General features: G+C 51.4%; 14 protein-coding genes. 2 read left to right on the top strand and 12 right to left on the bottom strand.

Going from position 1 to position 15,885, the window contains the following annotated elements:
* Window positions 1-20: 20 nt before the first annotated feature.
* Window positions 21-1,103 carry a pyruvate dehydrogenase (acetyl-transferring) E1 component subunit alpha gene (pdhA, locus tag SBI19_RS08905; protein WP_317967153.1) on the bottom strand — a complete coding sequence of 361 codons (1,083 nt, stop codon included), beginning with the start codon at window positions 1,101-1,103 and terminating at the stop codon, window positions 21-23.
* Window positions 1,104-1,386: 283 nt separating this feature from the next.
* On the opposite strand from pdhA, the gene SBI19_RS08900 reads away from it, so the two are divergent.
* Window positions 1,387-2,121, top strand: a complete 735-nt coding sequence (locus SBI19_RS08900) for an alpha/beta hydrolase (protein WP_317967151.1) — start codon at window positions 1,387-1,389, stop codon at window positions 2,119-2,121.
* 361 nt (window positions 2,122-2,482) lie between these two features.
* On the opposite strand, the gene SBI19_RS08895 is transcribed toward SBI19_RS08900, so the two are convergent.
* The 3 genes from SBI19_RS08895 to SBI19_RS08885 all read right to left on the bottom strand — a co-directional run bounded on the left by SBI19_RS08895 (window position 2,483) and on the right by SBI19_RS08885 (window position 4,685).
* The gene (locus SBI19_RS08895; RefSeq protein ID WP_317967149.1) at window positions 2,483-2,968 is read right to left on the bottom strand and encodes a low molecular weight protein-tyrosine-phosphatase; all 486 of its coding nucleotides are present in this window, start codon (window positions 2,966-2,968) and stop codon (window positions 2,483-2,485) included.
* Complete coding sequence (locus SBI19_RS08890; protein WP_317967320.1) at window positions 2,965-3,747, bottom strand: trimeric intracellular cation channel family protein; 783 nt, start codon at window positions 3,745-3,747, stop codon at window positions 2,965-2,967. The genes SBI19_RS08895 and SBI19_RS08890 overlap by 4 nt, the downstream gene beginning before the upstream one ends.
* Window positions 3,748-3,899: 152 nt before the next feature.
* Complete coding sequence (locus tag SBI19_RS08885; RefSeq protein WP_317967147.1) at window positions 3,900-4,685, bottom strand: MBL fold metallo-hydrolase; 786 nt, start codon at window positions 4,683-4,685, stop codon at window positions 3,900-3,902.
* 187 nt (window positions 4,686-4,872) lie between these two features.
* On the opposite strand from SBI19_RS08885, the gene SBI19_RS08880 reads away from it, so the two are divergent.
* Window positions 4,873-5,361 (top strand): C40 family peptidase, encoded by a 489-nt coding sequence (locus SBI19_RS08880; protein WP_317967145.1) that lies wholly within the window; start codon window positions 4,873-4,875, stop codon window positions 5,359-5,361.
* Between the two features lie 337 nt (window positions 5,362-5,698).
* Here SBI19_RS08880 and SBI19_RS08875 read toward each other — a convergent pair whose 3' ends face one another.
* The 8 genes from SBI19_RS08875 to SBI19_RS08840 form a co-directional block, all read right to left on the bottom strand.
* Complete coding sequence (locus tag SBI19_RS08875) at window positions 5,699-7,057, bottom strand: HAMP domain-containing sensor histidine kinase (protein WP_317967143.1); 1,359 nt, start codon at window positions 7,055-7,057, stop codon at window positions 5,699-5,701.
* Window positions 7,054-7,752 carry a response regulator transcription factor gene (locus tag SBI19_RS08870; protein ID WP_317967141.1) on the bottom strand — a complete coding sequence of 233 codons (699 nt, stop codon included), beginning with the start codon at window positions 7,750-7,752 and terminating at the stop codon, window positions 7,054-7,056. The genes SBI19_RS08875 and SBI19_RS08870 overlap by 4 nt, the downstream gene beginning before the upstream one ends.
* Window positions 7,753-7,813: 61 nt before the next feature.
* Window positions 7,814-9,367 (bottom strand): ABC-F family ATP-binding cassette domain-containing protein, encoded by a 1,554-nt coding sequence (locus SBI19_RS08865; protein WP_317967140.1) that lies wholly within the window; start codon window positions 9,365-9,367, stop codon window positions 7,814-7,816.
* 121 nt (window positions 9,368-9,488) lie between these two features.
* The gene (locus SBI19_RS08860; RefSeq protein ID WP_317967138.1) at window positions 9,489-11,087 is read right to left on the bottom strand and encodes a serine/threonine-protein kinase; all 1,599 of its coding nucleotides are present in this window, start codon (window positions 11,085-11,087) and stop codon (window positions 9,489-9,491) included.
* Window positions 11,088-11,199: 112 nt separating this feature from the next.
* Complete coding sequence (locus SBI19_RS08855) at window positions 11,200-12,294, bottom strand: glycoside hydrolase family 88/105 protein (RefSeq protein WP_317967136.1); 1,095 nt, start codon at window positions 12,292-12,294, stop codon at window positions 11,200-11,202.
* Window positions 12,295-12,316: 22 nt separating this feature from the next.
* Window positions 12,317-13,192: a carbohydrate ABC transporter permease gene (locus SBI19_RS08850; protein ID WP_317967134.1), complete on the bottom strand. Its 876-nt coding sequence runs from the start codon at window positions 13,190-13,192 to the stop codon at window positions 12,317-12,319.
* 30 nt (window positions 13,193-13,222) lie between these two features.
* Window positions 13,223-14,155 (bottom strand): ABC transporter permease, encoded by a 933-nt coding sequence (locus tag SBI19_RS08845; RefSeq protein WP_483312260.1) that lies wholly within the window; start codon window positions 14,153-14,155, stop codon window positions 13,223-13,225.
* Window positions 14,156-14,294: 139 nt separating this feature from the next.
* Complete coding sequence (locus SBI19_RS08840) at window positions 14,295-15,857, bottom strand: extracellular solute-binding protein (RefSeq protein ID WP_317967132.1); 1,563 nt, start codon at window positions 15,855-15,857, stop codon at window positions 14,295-14,297.
* Between the last annotated feature and the right edge of the window lie 28 nt (window positions 15,858-15,885).

Below are 15,885 nucleotides of genomic sequence, written 5' to 3'. Positions count from 1 at the left end.
TTCAGCGATTTAGTCGAATATTATTGAAAATCTGCCTTTTGCTCTTCCAGATGCTGAGGCGTTTTCTCGAACATCGAGTCGATCAGACCCGCTACCGTCATCTTCTCTGTTTGTTCCGCTTTCTTGATGTGATCGTTCACTGTTGCTTTGGACTCTTCTTTGACACGGTTCGTGTCTTCTTCCGTCCAGAGACCCTTCGCTTCGAGGTACTTGCCGAAACGTACGAGCGGATCGCGTGTTGCCCAATCGTTCTCTTCGTCCTTCGTGCGGTACTTCGTCGTGTCGTCCGCCATCGAGTGTGGACGGTAACGGTAAGTAATGAGCTCGATCAGCGTAGCGCCTTCGCCGTTGCGGCCGCGCTCCGCTGCTTCGGATACTGCTTTATAGACAGCAAGTGGATCCATGCCGTCGACTTGAACGCCTTTGATACCAGCTGCTACAGCTTTATGCGCTACAGAGAGTGCTGCTGTTTGCTTCGCATATGGCGTTGTGATTGCATAGCCGTTATTCTGAACGACGAAGATGACTGGAAGCTTGAATACGCCAGCGTAGTTCAGTGCTTCGTAGAAGTCGCCTTCGGACGAACCGCCGTCACCTGTGTACGTAATAGCAACGCGTTTCTCGCCTTTTTTCTTGAATGCCATCGCGATGCCCATTGCGTGAAGCACTTGTGCGCCGATGATGATCTGAGGCATCAGAACGTTAACGTCTTGCGGAATTTGACCGCCGTGTTGATGACCACGGGAGTACAGGAATGCTTGGTACAGCGGAAGACCATGCCATACGAGCTGCGGCATATCGCGGTAGCCAGGGCATACGAAATCTTCTTTATTCAAAGCGTACTCACTGCAAACCATCGATGCTTCTTGACCGGATACCGGTGCGTAGAAACCAAGACGACCTTGACGGCCCAGGTTTACTGCACGCTCATCCCAAGCGCGCGTGAATACCATACGGTACATAATTTCTTTCAGTTGTTCATCGGACAGGCTCGGAACCAGGTCCGGGGCTACGACTTCGCCTTCAGGCGACAAAATGGACAACGGTGTAACTGGCTCGGACTGAACTTCGTAAGACGGTTGTTTAGTCACCACTTTGCTCATCGCAAACGCTCACCTCGTATTAAAATTTGAATATCACATACCTCTGTTATAGAATAATTATATACCTGTTTCGAGAAAATGGTCAAAGTAAAAACACGTTATAGCCGCGGTTTTTTAGAGTTTTAGACGTATTTCCATCGAAATTGTATATGTAACAGCAACAATTCTATAGTGTTACAGTGTAATACAACGTCACAGTTGAAGCCTAGAAAAGCGCGGACTTCCTATCTATTGTTTGCCCACGAGAGACGCATCTCATGCAGGGCGAGAGGAGCATGTCAATATGGATGACAAATATTTGAAACGAACCGTGAACAAAGAAGTCGTACCTAGTCGTTACTTGCCGGAGGGCGAACGCAAGCTTCGCGTATTTCTGCCGCCTGGTTATAATGAAGTGCTTAGTTACCCTGTCGTCTACTGCCAGGATGGCGAGGACTTCTTCAATTTCGGCCGTATCGCAACGATCTCGAATCAACTAATATTAGATGAAGGGATTGAACCGTTCATCGTTGTTGGCGTGGACGTCGACAAGAAGGTCCGCACGGAGGAGTACTCTCCCGACGGATCGCTGCATGCAGATTATGTACGTTTCTTCGCGGAGGAGCTTATCCCATTCATTGAGAGCACCTATCCCGTACGGCGTGATACAGCTTCTCGTCTGCTAGCGGGTGATTCGCTCGGCGGAACGTCCTCCCTTCATATTGCATTGAATCATCGTTCGATGTTCACGCAGGTGCTTTCGCTGTCGGGAGCATTCTTCGATTGTTCGCTTGATCTAATTGAGGCTGAAGCAGATCTGTCTTGGCTCGATATCTACATGACGGTTGGCTTGCAAGAGGATGCGTATGAGACGATCGATCGCGGGGTGCACAACTTCATCGAGCTCAATCGCGATGCGCGCGCGCTGCTCGAGGAGCGCGGTGCGCGAGTATCTTATCTGGAGCGTGACGGCAAGCATACATGGGGCTTCTGGCAGAAGGACCTTCCGGCCGGGCTTGCGCACTTCCTGGACAAGTAAAGCTGCCGCGATAATAACTTCATACAGTCAGTTCTGTTACAGGGAATGAACACGCTAGACCACTTGAGGTCCAGCGTTTTTGGACAGTCAGCTGTAAGAGTTGCCACCGTGCCTATCTAGTTTAAAATCGCTTCTGTTTCGCACTAACGATCGCTATTGTGCCAATCTGATCATTTTCGAGTAGAAAAGCTCCTACGGTTTCATTAACCTCTTGAACAACCGTTAGAACGCCGATCAGCCTTCAATTGCACCAATATCCATTGTAGCAACCTTTACCACACTGTAACCGCATTGCCCAGTAACCTGCATTGCGCCTTATAAAAAGAACCCCCGACATCCATTATGTCGGGGGTTCGACTTGCTAACCAGCCAGGTCCTGCTTGATCTGCGCAAGCAGGCGGTCAGAGCCGGTTGAGATGAGTTCGTACACCTCTTCGAAGTTGCCCGTGTAGTACGGGTCAGGAACATCCGTCGTTCCGGCCTCGGGCACGAGGTCGAGCAGCTTGAACAACTTCGCCTCACCATGTTCGCTTGTAGCGAGCTCTTGGCGGATCGCATCAACGTTGCGCTCATTGCTGTTATCCATGCACACAATGTAATCGAAATCGGAGAAGTCTCGTCCCGTAACTTGTCTAGCACGCATGCCCTCATAAGAGATCCCTCTCGAATCGAGCAGCTTACGAGTGCCTTCATGAGGCGGCTTGCCGATATGCCAATCTCCCGTGCCGGCAGAATCAATACGAATCTCTCCGCTTAGTCCTGCTTCTTCAACCTTGCGTCTGAATACCGCCTCTGCCATCGGTGAACGGCAAATGTTGCCCAAACAAACGAATAGTACGTGTTTCAACGATTCCACCATCCTTTTCTAACCAAAGCGCCAAACGGATTGCCTAACGCAGGTTTGATCTTCGCAGCAGTCTTAAGCTCTACTGGAGCATCCATCTGCTTCTCTGTCGTAGCCCGCTCTGTTTGCGGTTGCGATTGTGGCTGCTCCGGACGGTCGTAGACCGATTGCGCGAATGCATGTTTCAGCGAGCGGCGCGGCAGGCGCCAGTGGAAGTGTACCGACAGCATCCGAAGAATAATAATGATAGCAAACAACGTTAACAGCTCAATCGTTGACTCGAACCATTTGTTATAAATGCATAGACCCGCGAGCATCGCCCACACGGCATAAATCTCGTCGCGAAGGACGAGCGGCTTGCGCCCAGCAAGCACGTCGCGGATAATACCGCCGCCAATACCTGTCAGCATCGCTGCAACCAAAACCGCGCTTACCGGATGACCGATCTGCGTTGCATACAACGCACCTTGAATAGCGAATGCAGATAAACCAATCGCATCGAAGAACGCTTCGCTTCTCCGCCAACGATTCAGCCAAGAAATGGGCAAGATGAATGCAATCGTCATCGAGATGAGTGCAATCTTGAACAGCTCCCCTTGACTCCATAAGGTTGATACAGGAATGCCGATTAGTACGTTACGCACCACACCACCGCCAAAAGCCGTTACGAGACCAAGCACGAACACGCCGAGAATATCGTACTCTTCCTCCATCGCGACGATGGCGCCGCTGACCGCGAACGCAATCGTACCAATAATACTGAACACGCCAAAAATGTCCATGTCCACTTCCGCTCTCATTGCCTCCGATTCTGTTCGACCGACGTGCACTAGTCGGTGTCGTCCAAAGATCATTGTAAACGCGTCCTAGCGACAGCGCAAGACGACAATTTCCGTAAATCATAGCGTTTATTTCACGTCATTAAGTAGAAGCGTTAAATATTGACTGTCATACCGGTCCGTGCGAACTGTACACCTTCTGGCAATCCATAGTCCCGCCTCAGATCAAGGTCATGCGACATATGGGTAAACACGGTCCGCTTCGGCGTAAGCTCCGCGAGCAATACGAGCGCTTCCTTCACATCATAAACCGATCGAGTGTCGAATGGATAAGGCTCTTCATAGAAGCTCGTTCCAAGGATCAACAAATCCAAACCATACAACGGCTCACGCTGCTCTTCCGTCAGCGCAATCGCATCCGAGCAATAAGCCCATGCGCGGCCCGTCGCATTATGGTCGAACCGATAGGCATAGGAATAGCCGTTCTTCCCGTGACACACCTTCCACGTTTTCACCTGCCAGCCGCCAAACGTTAATCCATCGTCAGCCTTGCGAAAATCAATTTGTTTGTTCAGCCAGGGGAACCGACTGTTAATCTCATTAATCACCTCGGCAGGCGAATAAGCTTCTCCTTGCTGCTCCAACCAGCGGCACGCATCCGCCCACTCAACCAATCCGCCGATATGGTCAAAGTGAGCATGCGTAATGAGCATCCGCTCTGGCGCCCTAACGCCTGCCGCTTCCATCTGACGTCCCCAGTCCGGACCGCAGTCAATCCACATCTGACCGAGCTCACCGAGCTCCTCGTCTTCAATCTGAAGCACGGAGCGAAATCTGCGATTCTCGCCAGTTAAACGAGCCTCATTACATACCTCACAGTCGCAGTAAACGCGAGGAACGCCCATGGAATCTCCTGTACCGCGAAAAGTCAACCTTGTCATGCGCAAACTTCCTCTCATTTGCTCTCATTATGCTCATATGAACATGAGAATTTTCTCACTGAACTTTCATAAAACGCCGTAAACCGTGTAGTAGCCCCACTTTCCGCGTTCCGTGGAAAACGTTAGGAGATGAAGGCTGTGTTATAGTTAATCCAGCAAATGCTTAGTCTAACGGTGGAGGGACAACATGAAAACAAACAAACCATGGCTGAAGACTATCGTCAGCGTTGTGCTGGGTGCAACTATTGGCTTATCCTCATTAGGGCTCGGATTTACAGGTCAAGCATCAGCAGCAACACCTAAAGCGGAAGAAGTATTGTCGACTGGTAAAGATTATCTTGGTATCCCATACCGCTTCGGCGCTCCGAGCGGTGCCACATATGCATTCGATTGCTCCTCGTTTACGCAATACATATTCAAGGAGAACGGAATTACACTTCCACGTACGTCCAAAGAACAAGCGACTGAAGGCACGAAGGTAGCGAAAGGTTATCTGAGCAAGGGCGATCTTGTCTTCTTCAGCTCAGACAGCAGCTCGAATGTCGCTCATGTTGCCATTTACGCGGGCAACAACAAGATTCTGCATGCTGCAACAAGCTCCGGCGTTACGATCTCGAACCTCACTTCGACCTATTGGACGAAGAACTATATTACTGCGCGTCGAGTCATCAAGTAATCGCGCTCCATCCCAAGCAAGAACGGCAAACACGCTTCATGCATCAGCATGCGGGTCCGAGGTTTGTCGTTTTTTTTTGTATAACCATGCCTTATAGAGGTTGTTCAAAAAGTCATCTTGATCACGAAGAGAGTCAGGAAGCCTTTTCGACGTCGAAGCTTGCGTTCACCTTCGGAGAATCTTCTCAGCGGACGAAAACCCGACTTTTTGAACACGCGCTAGCAGCAGCTCCAACCTTACTTTATTACATATAGCCTTCACATGATAAAGACTCTGCCCGCCCATTTGGTCTCATCCGAATAGGTAAGCAGAGCCTCTAGTCCACAACAACAATATACTATCCTTTGCGTTGCGGGAATTGCAGCATGATCGTCGTTCCGTGTCCTGGTTTACTCATCACATCAATCTGCCCCTCGTGCAGATCGACGATACGTTTCGCAATCGACAAGCCGAGACCGACCCCGCCTGTCGCGCGGCTGCGAGCGCCATCGACACGATAGAACCGCTCGAACAAATACGGAATTTCGTTCTCTGGAATGCCGATCCCTTTGTCCGTCACGTATACACGAACCGTCTGCTTCACAGAGCTTACGGTGACGTCGATCGTGTCTTTACTATATTTGATTGCGTTATCGATCAGAATAACGAACAATTGACGGATCTTATCCCGATCACCCTTCATGAACACGCTGCCGCTCGCTGCATTCACTCTTACCGTCCGGTTGAAGGTGACATGCATCATCTCGGACAGCTCGTCCACAATCGGCACAAGGTCGAACGACTCCAAGTTCAGCCAATCTTCCTGCTCTGCATCAGCAAGCGTAAGCATGGACTTCGTCAAGTTCTGCAGCCGTTCTACTTCCCGCGCAATCGATTCAATCGCTTCATCTCGCACAGCGGCATCATCTCTGCCCCAGCGCTTCAGCATCCCGGCGTAACTGCCGATAACCGTAAGCGGCGTCTTCAGCTCATGCGAGGCATCGGCAACGAACTGCTTCTGACGAGCGAAGGTTCGATCAAGCCGCTCGATCATCTGGTTGAACGCCCGTACCAACTGCTGCATCTCGGCTGAATCGTCTTCGGGTTTGGATTCGATTTTGCGCAGCTTGCCGCTTCGGTCAATCTCACGCATGGTTGATACCATCTGCTGAATAGGAGAGGTCAACCGTGAAGTGAACCAATACGTACCGAATATGGCGAACAGTATCGCGCCGGCACTCGTGACGGCGAGAGCGACAACGAGAATTTGCAAATACGTATCGAGCGTATTCATCTTACGCATAATTTCCATGCTCGCGACCTGAATCGGTCCTTCATATAGCGGTACACGCATGTACAGCACTCTCTTGCCGCCAATCGTCATGAGACCCGAATCATGCGAACGGTAATAGACCGCCGGCTGACTGAGCAGCTCCTTGTCCGAGCCTTCCTCGCTCCAAATTTCGCCCGACGGCGACACGATGCGAATGAGCTCGTTGACGTTATAGAAATCGTTGAGCAGCCCGGGATTCTTATAGGTCGCCAACTGTTGAGGATGCGTATTCTCCAGCAGCAGCTTCACCTTATCGGTCAGCGACTGCTCTTCGCTGCGAGTCGTAATATTAATAACGAACAAGTACACGAAGATGTTGAATAGCAGCAGAATGAAGATAATCCAGAAAATCGTGAATAACGTATATCGTTTGCGAAGCGTCATCCATTCGGCTCCTTCAGCATATAGCCTACACCGCGGACGGTATGGATGAGCTTATAGCGGAACCCTTTGTCGATTTTCTGCCGCAAGTATCGGATATACACATCGACCAAGTTCGTCTCGCCGATGAAATCGTAGCCCCATACCTCGGACAAAATATCCTCACGCGACTTCTCCTCATTCTTATGCTCGGCCAAATAGACAAGCAGCTCGAATTCGCGCGGCGTCAAATCGACTGCCAGTTCCTTGCGGAAAACCTTCCGCGTGCGAAGCTCGATCGTCAGGTCGCCGACCTTGATAAGGTCGGACCCTTCAACTTCCTTCGAGTGCTGCGCGAATATGCGAAGGATGTTCCGAACGCGCGCAAGCAGCTCTTCCATCGCGAACGGCTTCGTGACGTAGTCGCTTGCCCCATGCTCGAAGCCGCTTACTTTATCGGGAACGGTATCTCTTGCTGTCAGCAGAATGACGGGAACAGTGTTCCCGCCCTGCCGCAGACGACGAAGAACCTCGATCCCATTCAAGCCGGGAAGCATCACATCGAGCAGCACCAAATCCCAATTGCCGGTTTGTGCCATTTCGAGTCCGGTTCGGCCATCGCCAGCGACTCCTACCGTATAACTCTCATGCTCCAGCTCCAGCTGAAGGACACGCGATATGCCTTCTTCGTCTTCAATAACCAGAATTCGTTCATTCAAGTAAGCTTCACCTGCTCTCTGTTCTCTGAGGTTTATCGCGCAATTATACAATTAGTATGCCTTAATGCGGCTGAAGCGACCACGATTCGACATCCCAAGTTTTCGTGACCCAATCTTCATAGAAGTCAGGTTCATGGGAAACGAGGATGACAGTGCCTTTGAATTCCTTCAGCGCGCGCTTCAATTCTTCCTTCGCCACAACGTCCAAGTGGTTCGTCGGTTCGTCGAACAGAATCCAGTTGCTCTCGCGCATCATCAGCTTGCACAGACGAACTTTCGCCTGCTCGCCACCGCTGAGCTGATTGAGCGAACGTGTGATGTGCTCGTTCTTAAGACCGCAGCGTGCAAGTGCAGCACGTACTTCGTGTTGGTTCAAGTTCGAGAACTCGTTCCATACATCGTCAAGCGGCGTAATGCCTGGAGCTTTCACTTCTTGGGCAAAATAAGCCGGGTGCAGGAAGTCGCCGCGGTACGTCTTGCCTTCGAGCGGTTCGATGACGCCAAGAATCGTCTTCAGCAGCGTCGACTTGCCGACGCCGTTGCAGCCAACGATCGCGACCTTGTCGCCGCGCTCGATCAGCACATCCATCTTCGGCAGCAGCGGACGATCATAGCCGATCGACAATCCTTTGGCCTCGAATACGGTCTTGCCGCTCGTGCGAGCTTCCTTGAAGCCGAACGTCGGCTTCTGCGCTTCTTCCGGTTTATCAATCCGCTCAATGCGGTCCAACTGCTTCTCACGAGACTTCGCGCGGCCGGATGTCGAATAGCGGGCTTTATTGCGCTGAATAAAGTCCTCCTGTTTCTTAATAAACTCCTGCTGCTTCTCGTAAGCATCAATATGTTGATTTTTATTAATATCGGCCATTTGGAGGAATTTCTCGTAGTTGCCCGAATAACGCGTCAAACGTGCGAATTCGAGGTGGTAAACAACGTCAACCACCGCATTCATGAAGCTCGTTTCATGGGAAATAAGCATGAATGCGTATGGATAGTTCTGCAGATAGTTCGTCAGCCACGTAATATGCTCTTCGTCCAAATAGTTGGTAGGCTCGTCGAGCAGCAGAACGGTCGGCTTCTCAAGCAGCAGCTTCGCCAGCAATACCTTCGTGCGCTGACCGCCGGACAACGCAGAAACATCGCGATCCAATCCGATCGCATTAAGACCGAGGCCATTAGCCATCTCTTCTACCTTCACGTCCAGCATATAGAAGTCGCCGATATCCAGCGCTTCTTGAATTTCGCCCATGCGCTCCAGGAGCTGCTCCAATGTATCCGGATCTGCGTCGGCCATCTGACCGGCGATATCATTCAGTTCTTGTTCCAGCTCGAGCAGCGGAAGGAATGCATCCTTCAGCACATCGCGAATCGTCTTCCCTGGCGTCAGCTTCGTATGCTGGTCCAAATAACCGTAACGGACCTTCGGCGTCCACTCCACGCGGCCGCTATCCTTCAGGAGCGATCCCGTTAAAATATTCATCATTGTCGATTTGCCTGTGCCATTCGCTCCGACAAGTCCGACATGTTCTCCAGCAAGCAGCCGGAAAGACACGTTCTTGAATAGCGTCCGATCTCCAAAATTATGCGACAAATCTTCGACAGTCAATAAACTCATGTATTAAACTCCGTTTCTTCATCTAATATGGTTGTAAAAATGCGCCTTGAAGCATGCATGCGCCGGACTTATTGTACCATATCGAAGCAACGTTGTGGATGACCAAATGCCGCAGATGCTGTCATTTCTCGCCGATTATGACACGAATCGCTTGCTGTAAGGAAGCGGTCAATGCTCGACGATACGCAGGTACATCCGTTACCCATCGCCCATCCCACAGCAGTTTTATCCATTCCTCATGTGGAATGCAGGGCACCGAAGCCGCTGGCTGCTCGGGAAACATCGCCAGCCATTCCGTTCGCGCAGCGAACTTCACATCCTTATTCGCAACCCATAATACCTTCGCCCCATCTTCGCGAGCAGCAGCCAATTCGTTCATCAACTGGCGCATCCGAACTGCGGACCATTTGGCCGGATTCGGATCGGCAACAATGATTATAGTAGAAGCTTTGCCCAGCCATCCAAGATTACTTCGCTCATGCCAGTCCGATGACAGATCAAGCAGCGACTTACGTATACTCGAGGACTGCTCTACGAGCAGACGAAACGAAGCCTCCTCATCCGCATGGGAGGGCGGCCTATCCGGCGATTGGCAGTACCAATCCAGTCTCGGCTGCTCCATTCGATAATACACGCCATCCGAAGCAGGATGAACAGTCCCTCCATCTCGAGTGCCATTCAGCCATGCATGCCACTCTGGCCTGCTGCCTGTCGATTCGATCGCGGAGACAGCCGTACCGCTGCCTGCCAACAAACGAGCTAACGTCATCGTCACGAAGGTAGCGCCCGCTCCCGGTGCAGACGATAGAACGACCGATAGATTGGGCAGCCTCCTGCTGTGATTACGGCCTCCCAGCATTCGATTCATCGATCGTCCGATCGGCATCGCATCCGTAAGCGCCTCTTCAACCTGTCGCATCGCAGCAAATCGCATGGATGGATTCGCAAGCAGCATTCGCTGAACCGCTGCGAGCAATGACGGCGGAACATCAAGTTCAAGGTCTGACGATTCGAATAACTGGCGTGTATTCCCCGCTGCATATGTAATTCCGCCGCTCAGGAGGAAATACAGCAGTGCGCCAAGCCCGTAAACATCGGTACGTGCATCACTCTGACTGCCTCCCTCCTGTTCTGGCGCAGCGAAGCCAGGAGTGCCGAGCAATACGGTATCGAACCGCCCCCCTTCTTTATAGAAGCGGGCAATCCCAAAATCTATCAATCGAACATGTCCATGCTTATCTATCATGACATTCGATGGTTTCAGGTCGCGATGAATGATCTGCGGCGTCTGTTCATGGAGATAAGAGAGTGCGTCGCATAACTGAATCCCGATGGAGACGATTTCCTCGACCGGCATTCGTCCTTGATAACGACTGAGCCGCTGCGCGACGGTTTCGCCGTGGACATAGTCCATCACGACATATTCAAACCCCATATGATCCGGAGGAAAATAGTCGACGATTTGAGGCACGTTCGGGTGGCTCAGCCTCATCAGCATGCGCGCCTCTTCGGCGCACTGGTCATAGTCGAACCCGTGCCGGCCTGCCGCCTTGACAGCGCGAAGCTTGCCCTGCAGACGCGTATCCTCCGCCGCATAGACGACACCCATCCCGCCTTGACCAATAATGCCCGCAATTCGATATCGGCCCCCGATCATCATGCCCGCTTCCAATGTTCGGTCGCCCATGCCAACTTGCATCGTGGATTGATCTTGTTCCATGCCCACCATTCAACCTCCTTATTGAAACAAGAAAAATCCCGGCATATTACGCAGCCCACTGCGCAGTATACCGGGATTCTTTCCCGTCACGTTCGATTCAATTATGGGTTTATTATACGAGTGATTCAACCTCTACGCAAGCCATTACGAACGCGCCAACGCCATGTAGATCATTCTCGCTTGTGGGCCGCGTTACATAGTTGTTGTAATCGCCAGCCGAAGTGCCGATGCAGATGCCGGATAACACGAACTGTCCAGCCTCATCTGTCTTTACGAAATCGAACAAGCCATAATACCCTCGCACTGCCGCTTCCGCGCAGCTGTCTGGCACGATGCCCAGCTTAACGGCTTTGGCGATAGCGTAGATGAATAAACAAGAACAGGAAGTTTCCAGCCAATTGTCATGAAGGTGGCCTTTATCCACGACTTGGAACCATAATCCGCTGTTCGGATCTTGGAATTGAATGATCGACCGAACGAAGCGAGCAAGCGCTTGGGACAGCTCTGCCCGTCCAGCATGACCTTCAGGCAGGCAATCGATAAACTGGGATAGTGCAAGCCCATACCAACCCAACGATCGTCCCCACAATTCCGGCGAGCAGCCGGTGTCCGAGTCCGCCCATGACATGCTGCGAGACTCGTCCCAAGCGTGGAACAGCAGGCCCGTACGTTCGTCTGACATGAAGCGCCGCATGAGCCGTTCCTGATGAAGCACCATATCGCGCAGCTCATGGTCACCGAACGCGTTCGCATACTTAAGCGCGAACACCCCGCCCATATAGAGGCCGTCCAGCCACATTTGATAAGGATATTTGTCCTTATGCCAGAAGCCGCCCTCGGAGTTGCGATTCAACGTATCGAATAAACGGCGAAGCTTGCCGGCAGCTGCTCGATATTTGCCTCCCCCGCCTACTCTGGCATCGAGATCGAACAACAGCAATCCAGCCTGGATCGCATCCAGCTCATCGCGAGCGAAATACAGGTTTCCGTTCGCATCTACCAGCTCGTCGACATAGCCCTGGATGTAGCGCGAGTACCGCTCCTCCGAAACTGCTCTTGCGAGCATCTCCATCCCGCACAGAAATACGCCCTGGTGGTAATGCCAGCGATGCGCTGGCGGCAGCTCGATTGGCGCATAGCGGCTTATGATCGAATCGCAAGCCGTCGCCGCCCAAACAAGCGGTCGCATCTCATTTGGTCTATTCATAGAAGTTCCTCTCCATCTCTCGTTATCCTTTAATTGAACCTACCAGTGCGCCCTTCGCAAAATGCTTCTGCAAGAACGGGTAAACGATCAGAATCGGCAGCGTCGAGACGACGATAACGGCCATCTTCACCGCTTGATCCGGCGGCGGAACGGTACTGTCAAGGCTCGCATCGGATTCGAAGCCGCTTGCGAGAACGACGATCTGACGAAGCAGTACCTGGATCGGCCATTTGTCGCTATCGGACAGATAGAATATCGCGTTCGAATACGTATTCCAATACGTTACCGCATAGAAAAGCGAGATCGTAGCCAGCGCCGGCATCGATAACGGCAGTACGATGCGGAACAACGTGCCGAAATCGCTGCATCCATCGATGCGAGCGGATTCCTCCAGCCCGTCGGGGATATTCTGGAAGAAGCTGCGCAGAATGATCATATTGAACGCACTGATCGCAGCGGGCAGAATCAACGATGCGTAGCTGTTGATGAGCCCAAGATTTTTGACAACGATAAAGGTTGGAATAAGACCGCCATGGAACAACATCGTAATGACGACGAAGAGGTTAAGAAAACGGCGGCCGTCAAGGTCCTTGCGTGCGAGACCATATGCCATAAGCGATGTCAGGAGCATACTGAACAATGTACCGAATAACGTGATGCCGACGGATACAGCCATTGCCCGCATTATCGTATTGGTCGAGAAAATAAACGTGTACGCATCAAAGCTCCACTGCGTCGGGATCAGAACGAATCGCTTCGCCGCAAGCTCCGCATTCGTTGTGAATGAGCCTGCCACGATATGGATGAACGGCAGTATCGTGATAAGTGCGATCACGGTGAGCAGCAAATAGTTGATCGCATTGAACATTCGGTTGCCGAACGTCCGATCTTCCACCATGATGGTTGCCTCCTTATTAAATAATAACGATTAATAGATACCCTCTTCGCCCATACGCTTCGCAAGGCGATTCGCGAACAGCACAAGTACCAGTCCGATAACGGATTTGAATAGTCCGATAGCTGCGCTGTAGCTGAATTGTCCTTGCCGCAAACCCGCCGTATACACATACGTATCAATGATCTCTGCCACATCACGGTTCATCGAGTTAAGCAGCAGATAGACATGTTCGAAGCCAAGTTCCAGCACATCGCCAATCTTCAGAATGAGCAGTACGACGATGACGCTGCGGATCGATGGAAGCGTGACATGCCACATTTGGCGAAGCCGTCCGGCACCGTCCATACGCGCCGCTTCGTACAGCTGCGGATCGATAGATGCGATCGCCGCCAGGTAGATAATCGTTCCCCATCCGGCTTCACGCCATATGACCTGAAGGATATAGACCGGGCGGAACCAGTCGGGACTAAGCAGGAAGTTGATTTTGTTGAAGCCGAAATATTCGAGCAAGGAGTTGATAATGCCGCCGTCCATCGTCAGCATGACGAAGCTGATCGAAACGATAATAACCCATGACATGAAGTGCGGCAGATAAACGAGCGTCTGGAACGTCCGTTTAAATATCGAGAGTCGAACCTCATTCAGCATCAAAGATAAGATGATCGGTATCGGGAAGAAGAAGACTAGATTCAGTGCAAACAAGGTCAGCGTATTGCCCAAAATGTTCAGAAAATCAGGCTCAGTGAAAAGTCTGCGGAAGTGCTCGAGTCCAACCCATTCGCTGCCTGTAATCCCTTTGCCGGGATAAGGCTTATAATCCTCGAAGGCGATAATGAGGCCGAACATCGGGAAGTATTTGAAAATAAGAAAATACAAGACACCAGGCGCGATCATGACGTAGAGCCACTTGTTACGCCATACACGCTTGGCAAGCGCATGTTCGCGGCGAGGCATCGGCTTCATCTCTGACATCTCAACGACTTGTTCCATGCTGATCCCCCTCTTACGTTGTTTCGCTTGCGATCGGGGCTGTCCGAAGCCGAACAGCCCGTCGATTTTTAATCATTGATACTCATTTGTTATAAGCACGAACTGAATGAGATCACTTTTTGTTCGATGCGTTGTACTCGTCGATCATTGCTTGGCCGCCGCGGCTCTTCCAATCTTCGATCGCTTTCTCGAAGCCGGCTTGATCGATCTGGCCATACATGTACTTGTAAGTTGCGTCCGTAATGATTTCTTGCAGCTGGCCGCCTTTCTCAGCGAATGTAGCCGAATCAAGCGCTGCCGTCGGGTCAGCAATTGCGATTTTCTCATTGGCTGGAATCAGCTCCGAATCCGCATGGATACGTGCTGGCAGCGTGTTGAGCGGCTGGTACATGCCGTTCGTCTCAGGCTCGCCGATTACGCTGTCTTTGTAGCCTTTAACTTCGCGTTCGACCTTCTCTTTGTCATCGGCAACCTTCGCTTTGCCGTCTTGAACGGTGTAGTGAACGCCTTCGATGCCCCAGTACATGACGTTCGCTACTTCTGGCGTCATCATTTTGTCGAAGAACCCGAGAATCTTCTTCAGTTCGGCTTCGTCTTTGATCGCCGATTTCGGGAACAGAACGACGTTGTTGTAGCCAGGGATCGACCAAGTCGATTGTTGACCTTCAGGTCCTTTGATCAACGCCGCAGTTTCCACGACTGCTGTTGGGACGTTCTTGATCAGGTCCTTATTGAGCGAATCGACGTCCTGCATGCTGCCGATGTATACGCCAGCTTTGCCGCTCGTGAACAAGCTCGTTTGGTCTGTTTTACTTGTTGCGAGGAAGTCTTGGTTCATCAGCTTCTCGTCATGAATTTTCTTAATGTAATCCATCGCCTGGACGTATTGCGGGAACATGAATTCCGGCAGCAGCTGGCCGTCTTTGTCGCCCCAGTTGTTCGGCGTACCGAACCAGGAAGCAACGGTTTTGAATGCGCCGTAGATCAGGTCATTACGATCCGCCAAACCCATCGTATCGTTATTGCCGTTCTTGTCAGGGTCGCCTTCCGTAAACGCCTTCATCATGTTGTACAGATCTTCCGTTGTTTCAGGCGCTTTCAAACCGAGTGCATCTGCCCAGTCTTTGCGATAAATGATGCCTTGGCGAGCAAGCGGACGTCCGATATAAAGCGAGTACAGCTTGTCGTCCACCTTCGTATTATTCAGAATTTCCGGTTTCAGCTTATTCAGGTTCGGGAATTCGCCGAGCAGCGGTCCGATCTCCCAGAACTGACCGTCCTTGATCGCTTCCTTCATCGACATGAACGTCGCTTGGTTCTTCAAATAAGTAACTTGCGGCAGCGAACCCGTTGCGAACGTTGCCGTCAGCTTCTCTTCATACGTATCAGCCGGGAAGAATTGATACGTCAGCTTTGTGTTTGTCAGCTTCTCCACTTCATTCTTAATGACATCTGGCGGCGTCTCTGCGATGTTGAGCGGCAGCATAATTGTAATCGGGAACGGCTCTTCCGCTTTCGGCGTGTCTGTTGTTTGTTCGGTCTGCGTTGTTTCGGTCTTCGTCGTACCTTGCGTCTCATCGCTTGGCTTGTCTTCCGTTTTACTGGAGCACGCTGTCATGAATACGCTGATGGACAGCATTGCGCTCATCATAATGGACAAAGATTTTCTCTTCATTGCGCTTAGACCTCCGAATTTGTTTGTG

The organism is Paenibacillus sp. CCS19 (assembly GCF_033239625.1).
Lineage (GTDB): Bacteria > Bacillota > Bacilli > Paenibacillales > Paenibacillaceae > Paenibacillus_T.
The sequence above is the reverse complement of the archived record's forward strand: the minus strand, read 5'-3'. Positions and strand labels throughout refer to the sequence as shown.

Coding starts and splice junctions, on each gene's coding strand:
- SBI19_RS08860 (WP_317967138.1), bottom strand. CDS start 11,087: ATGGAACAAGATCAATCCACGATGCAAGTTGGCATGGGCGACCGAACA.
- SBI19_RS08885 (WP_317967147.1), bottom strand. CDS start 4,685: ATGACAAGGTTGACTTTTCGCGGTACAGGAGATTCCATGGGCGTTCCT.
- SBI19_RS08850 (WP_317967134.1), bottom strand. CDS start 13,192: ATGGTGGAAGATCGGACGTTCGGCAACCGAATGTTCAATGCGATCAAC.
- SBI19_RS08875 (WP_317967143.1), bottom strand. CDS start 7,057: ATGACGCTTCGCAAACGATATACGTTATTCACGATTTTCTGGATTATC.
- SBI19_RS08840 (WP_317967132.1), bottom strand. CDS start 15,857: ATGAAGAGAAAATCTTTGTCCATTATGATGAGCGCAATGCTGTCCATC.
- SBI19_RS08855 (WP_317967136.1), bottom strand. CDS start 12,294: ATGAATAGACCAAATGAGATGCGACCGCTTGTTTGGGCGGCGACGGCT.
- SBI19_RS08900 (WP_317967151.1), top strand. CDS start 1,387: ATGGATGACAAATATTTGAAACGAACCGTGAACAAAGAAGTCGTACCT.
- pdhA (WP_317967153.1), bottom strand. CDS start 1,103: ATGAGCAAAGTGGTGACTAAACAACCGTCTTACGAAGTTCAGTCCGAG.
- SBI19_RS08845 (WP_483312260.1), bottom strand. CDS start 14,155: ATGAAGCCGATGCCTCGCCGCGAACATGCGCTTGCCAAGCGTGTATGG.
- SBI19_RS08880 (WP_317967145.1), top strand. CDS start 4,873: ATGAAAACAAACAAACCATGGCTGAAGACTATCGTCAGCGTTGTGCTG.
- SBI19_RS08865 (WP_317967140.1), bottom strand. CDS start 9,367: ATGAGTTTATTGACTGTCGAAGATTTGTCGCATAATTTTGGAGATCGG.
- SBI19_RS08890 (WP_317967320.1), bottom strand. CDS start 3,747: ATGGACATTTTTGGCGTGTTCAGTATTATTGGTACGATTGCGTTCGCG.